Source organism: Synechococcus sp. H55.9 (genome assembly GCF_047462355.1).
Lineage (GTDB): Bacteria > Cyanobacteriota > Cyanobacteriia > Thermostichales > Thermostichaceae > Thermostichus.
In genome coordinates this window covers 5,130-10,087 of record NZ_JANSJB010000008.1, presented here as the reverse complement: position 1 = coordinate 10,087, position 4,958 = coordinate 5,130, and the positions used below count along the sequence as shown (strand labels likewise).

The following is a 4,958-nucleotide window of genomic DNA, read 5'->3' as shown; positions in this document are numbered from 1 at the left end:
CTGAGCAGGCTTGAGAAAGACTGAGGAGTAGAGGGTGGAAAAAGCCGTTCGCAGAGCTTGCGGTCTGGCGGTTTGCCTTTGGCTATGCAGTCTGGGATCCCTGCCGGCCCAGGCTGACCCCAGTGGCAGCCATTTTGCAGCGCCGCAGGACTCACGTCCCTATCCCAATGCCCTGGAGCCCACCAACCTGCCCTCACCGGGATCCCGTCTCACTCCCACCCCCGCCCAAAACCAACCGACCTCTCCCGGGATAGAGCTATCGCCTTTTCCCGATTTCCCCCTCCTTAAGGAGTTGGATCCACCCTCACCAACCTTGGCCGACTTGGGCATCCATTGGGATCACCTGGCCCTGCTGCCGGATCCCGAGCTGGCAGAAGCAATGGATAGGGAGTTCAACCGCCGCCTGGCCCGCCTGAACCGGCAGATTGCCAACCAACAAGAGCGCCTCTACCGCCTGTTGCAAGACTGGGACTCTGACGAGGCCGATATCCGTCAAATTCAGTCCCAACTGAGCCAGTTGCGCACAGAACGGGATCGCCTGGCGCTGGAGCACCTGTTGCTGCTGCGGCAGTTGCAGGAGAACTTTGCCCTGCCTCTACCGGGCCGCTCTGCCGCCAGCTCTCCCTGAGGTGGGAGCAGGTTATGATCGGCAGAGGGCAACCACTGATGGAGCTGAGCAATGGCCCAAGTGCCCAGCAACCCAGAGATCGAGCAATTGGCCGCTGCCATTGGCGAGGAAGTTTACATCGATGTGGCCCGGTGGCACCTCTACCTGCGGGATGCCCACCTGCACACCCTCTTGGCAGAACAACTGGCCCCCCAGGTGATGGCAGGCAAGGTGGATGAGAATGCCGTTACAGAGATCCTGCAAGGGATCCCGGTGAAAGTGGGGGGCGGGCGCAAAGAGCTGCCCCTGGCGGATCTGCTGCCCATGCAAAGCCTGCTGAACTTACTGGATGTGCTGGAGGAGTTCAGCCGCAAATGGGCTCAGTAGAGGGGGAGAAAGCATTGCAGCATCAGCTCAATCGGTTCAAGCAGTCTAGGCGATCGCCGCCTCCAGCCGGCACCTGGCTCAGGGCCGCTGGTTTTGTCCTGCTGCTGGGGCTGTTGTCGGCCTGTCAGGGAACCGAGTGGGGAGAACGGCTGCAACGAGCGGTGCGACCGGTGAGCCTGCCTACCTTCCCCTCTGGAGACCAACCGGAGACGCCCACGCCTCTGCCGGGATCCCGCTCCTCCTCTACCTCTGTCCCCTCTGCTCCTGCGACTCCCCCTGCTTCCTTCACGCCTCCGCCCAGCCAGGTCAGCAGCCGCTTTGCGGATCTGGAGCCCGGATCCCTGGTGGCCCGTGCTGTCTCTGATTTGGATCGGCTGGGGGTCTTTGCCGATGTTGTTGGCAGTGAGTTTCAGCCGCAGCGCAGCGTTCGTCGCGGCGAATTTGCCCGCTGGTTGGTGCTGGCCAACAACGCCATTCACGCCGACCAGCCCAGCCGCCAAATCCGTTTGGGATCCGCCAGCGAGCGCCCCCTCTTTTTGGATGTGCCGGAGGAGGATCCCAACTTTCGCTACATCCAGGCCCTGGGAGCTGCCGGCATCGTTAGCGGCGATACCAACCGCGAGTTTCGCCCCAACAGCCTGCTGTCGCGGGCAGAGCTGATCCGCATGAAGGCACCTCTGGATTTGCCTCCCGGCCAAATCAAGGGATCCCGATTAGAGCTGGAGGAGCGTTGGGGCTTTACCGATGCGGCGCAGATCCCTGAGGAGGCGGTTGCCCCTCTGGTGGCGGATCGCGGCCTGGAGAATGCTTCCACCGTGTTGCGCACCTTCGGCCCCATCCGCACCTTTAACCCCTTTGAGCCGGTCAGCCGCGGGGAAGCGGCAATTGCCCTGTCGGCCTTTGGAGAGCGGACGGCTCAAGAAGCTGCCTTGCCAACCGCAACTCCCGCAGCCAAGCCCCTCGATCTTGAGCCTTCTCCCCCTGCTGCCGAACCAGACCCGACCCCTTCCCCCGCTCCCACCCCTGAGGGCGAACCCTCTCCCGGCGCTGCTAGCAACCCTGAGCCATCCCCACCACTCAGGATCCCAGCAGTTGCTCCAGGGGCAGGGGAAATCGTTACGCCGCGCCAGCCTCAACCCTGAATTAGAGGGATCCCAAGCTGCGGGAGCAGAGAGGTCTAAAGCGCTGGCGCTCATTGCAAAGATCCAACCGCTCAAGGGGGAGCCAGGATCCCCGCGACTCTTGTTGTAGAAGGCGGGAAAGGATCTGTTGCCGCTCTCTACGTCGTTATTGCTACGCAACGCTGTCGCGAACGCGCTACTATCCCCAACTCCCCTCTCCCCTTGGGAGAGGGGCTTGGGGTGAGGGTCGAGCGGCGCGGAGCGCTTGGGAAGTGTCTCGCTCTAGTTTGCAATTAAATAAAATGGGAGAAGCCAGGAAAATCGACAGGGATCCCGTCTGTGTCTGCGACTGTTCCCGAAATTCGCTCTGAAGAGCTGCTGCGCTACACCGTGATTGGGTCGCGGCGGCCCAGCGTCTACTTTTGGGCGGTGGCGCTGACAGGGGGTGGGCTGGGCTTTACCCTGGCCGGTCTTTCCAGCTATTTCCACCGCAACTTGCTTCCCTTTTCCGATCCCGCCAGCCTGGTGTTCATTCCCCAGGGCATTGCCATGCTCTTTTACGGTGTGCTCGGATCCCTGGCGGGGCTGTATCAATGGCTGAGCCTGTACTGGAACCTGGGGGGCGGCTACAACGAGTTCAACCGCCGCACCCAGAAGATAACGCTGGTGCGGCAGGGCTTTCCGGGCAAAAACCGCGAGGTGCGGCTGGAATACGACTTTGCCGAGGTGCAAAGCCTGCGGGTCGAGCTGCGAGAAGGCCTCAACCCCCGCCGGGTTATCTACTTGCGGGTAAAAGGACGCGGCGACATCCCCCTCACCGGCGTTGGCCAGCCCCCTTCCCTAACGGAGATCGAAAACCAAGCAGCCGAGATTGCCCGCTTTCTCAATGTCAGCCTAGAGGGTATTTGAAATTCTCTTGGATTGTGGACGGCTGCTGGTCAGGGATCCCAGGAATTGAGATAGCCCAGAAACCGGCTCAACAACATCGGGTCAATTGTCCAAGTAAACTCCCCTCTCCCTTCGGGAGAGGGGTTGGGGGTGAGGGATCCCTGCCTTGCAGAGTGCTCAAGAAAGGTCTAGGACTCGTCCCGCAACTGTCAGAGAAGGGCTGGTCGCCTCTGGAGCAAAAGCCTGGGCTGTCGGGAACCCCAAAAACGGGCTTTGCTCCACCGCCTGGGTGGAGAGAGTAAAGAGCGGATTGGAGAGGATCCCGGCAAAGATCGTGGCCACCAGCGTCAGCACCATGCCCACCCGCAAAGCCGGCATGCCTTCGGCCTGCCAGTTCGTCTCAGGGTAGTTTTGCACCGAAAGCGACATCTCCTGCGGCTCTTTCACCACCATGGTTTTCACTACCCGCACGTAGTAGTAGATGGAGATGACGCTGGTCACCAAGCCCACCAGCACCAGCGTGTAAGCCCCTGCCTGCCAGCCGGCCCAGAAAAGATAGAGCTTGCCGAAAAAGCCCGCCAGCGGCGGCAACCCGCCCAGAGAGAGCAGACAAATGCTCAGGCAAAGGGTGAGGAAGGGATCCTTCTGATAGAGGCCGCTGTACTCGTTGATTTCGTCGGTGCCGGTCTTGAGGCTGAACAGGGTGACGCAGAGAAAGGCTCCCAGGTTCATGGCCAAATAGACCATCAGGTAAAAAATCAAGCTGGCATAGCCCGCTTCGGTGCCCGCCACCAACCCAATCAAGACAAAACCCGCCTGCCCAATGGAAGAATAGGCCAGCAGGCGCTTGAGGCGGGTTTGGGCGATGGCCACCACGTTCCCCAGCACCATGGTCAAAATGGCCAGCACCGAGAGCACCGCCCGCCACTCTTCCGTCATGGCCGGGAAGACGGTAGCCAGAAAGCGAATGGCCAGGGCAAAACCTGCCGCTTTGGATCCCACCGACAAAAAGGCCACCACCGGCGTCGGGGATCCCTCATAAACATCAGGAGTCCACTGGTGAAAAGGCACCGCCGCCAGCTTAAAGCCAATGCCGCCCAGGCAGAACACCAAGGCAAGGATCCCCACCAGGCCGGCATTGGCCAGGTAGGGCGCGATGGCCGCCAATTGGGTCTGCCCCCCCGACAGGCCGTAGAGCAGCGACATGCCGTAGAGGAAGATGGCCGTGCTGCTGGCCCCCGTCAAAAGGTACTTCAGGGCTGCCTCGGAAGAACGCGGATCCCGCTTGGTGTAGCCGGCCATCAGGTAGCTGGCGATGCCCAGCGTTTCCAAGGAGACGAACACCATGATTAAATCCGTCGCCCCGGCGAGGAACATGCCCCCCAAGGTGGCCGTGAGCAGCAGCACATAAAACTCGCCAGTGGGTGTCCCCGCCTGGGCGATGTAGCGCTCCGCCATCATCACCGTCAGAGCTGCCGTTGCCACCACCAGGCCGCGGAAGAGAATGCTAATTGGATCCGCGGCAAAGCTGCCCAAGAAGCTCTCCAACTGGGGCTGCTGCCATTGCAACACCAAGGTCACCAAGGCTCCGATCAAGCCGAAGATGGAGAGGATCGGAAGATTTTTGCGCGCCGCCGACCCACCCACCAGATCCACCACCAAGACAATCAACAGCGTGAGGGTGACCACCACCTCTGGCCAAATGGCGTCGGCATGCAGGTTTCCGGTTGGGGCGAAGACATCCATAGGAGAAGACTATGAAGAGAGGTTAACGGGATCCAAAGCCAGCATACCGCGATTTCTGGGCTCTCTTCTCTCTTCAGGCATGGCTTCTCCCAATTATCTCAATCAAGACTCTCAATGCTCAGGCCACTCTTGATCACAGCCCCGCTAGAGCTTGGCGCTAGAGGTGAGCACCAGTTTTAGGCGGGCGTGGATGAGATCCAAGTCCGCCA

Annotated in this window: 5 protein-coding genes; 4 read left to right on the top strand and 1 reads right to left on the bottom strand. The window is 60.8% G+C overall.

What is annotated here, in order from left to right; genetic code table 11:
* The first annotated feature begins 34 nt into the window (after positions 1-34).
* The 4 genes from NW857_RS02095 to NW857_RS02080 all read left to right on the top strand — a co-directional run bounded on the left by NW857_RS02095 (position 35) and on the right by NW857_RS02080 (position 3,024).
* A complete protein-coding gene (locus NW857_RS02095; RefSeq protein ID WP_414333377.1) occupies positions 35-628 on the top strand; it encodes a hypothetical protein in 594 nt (197 codons plus the stop codon).
* Between the two features lie 51 nt (positions 629-679).
* The gene (locus NW857_RS02090) at positions 680-994 is read left to right on the top strand and encodes a DUF3181 family protein (protein WP_414333375.1); all 315 of its coding nucleotides are present in this window, start codon (positions 680-682) and stop codon (positions 992-994) included.
* Positions 982-2,136: an S-layer homology domain-containing protein gene (locus tag NW857_RS02085; protein WP_414336636.1), complete on the top strand. Its 1,155-nt coding sequence runs from the start codon at positions 982-984 to the stop codon at positions 2,134-2,136. The genes NW857_RS02090 and NW857_RS02085 overlap by 13 nt, the downstream gene beginning before the upstream one ends.
* Positions 2,137-2,454: 318 nt before the next feature.
* Entirely contained in the window at positions 2,455-3,024 is a 570-nt protein-coding gene (locus NW857_RS02080; RefSeq protein ID WP_414336635.1) for a photosystem I assembly protein Ycf4, read from the top strand.
* Positions 3,025-3,180: 156 nt separating this feature from the next.
* Here the strand turns inward: NW857_RS02080 and NW857_RS02075 are convergent, their stop codons facing one another.
* A complete protein-coding gene (locus NW857_RS02075; RefSeq protein ID WP_414367828.1) occupies positions 3,181-4,749 on the bottom strand; it encodes an NAD(P)H-quinone oxidoreductase subunit N in 1,569 nt (522 codons plus the stop codon).
* Between the last annotated feature and the right edge of the window lie 209 nt (positions 4,750-4,958).

Bases quoted from the DNA above. Each gene is read 5' to 3' on its own strand.
- NW857_RS02090 (WP_414333375.1), top strand. From the start codon at position 680: ATGGCCCAAGTGCCCAGCAACCCAGAGATCGAGCAATTGGCCGCTGCC.
- NW857_RS02085 (WP_414336636.1), top strand. From the start codon at position 982: ATGGGCTCAGTAGAGGGGGAGAAAGCATTGCAGCATCAGCTCAATCGG.
- NW857_RS02075 (WP_414367828.1), bottom strand. From the start codon at position 4,749: ATGGATGTCTTCGCCCCAACCGGAAACCTGCATGCCGACGCCATTTGG.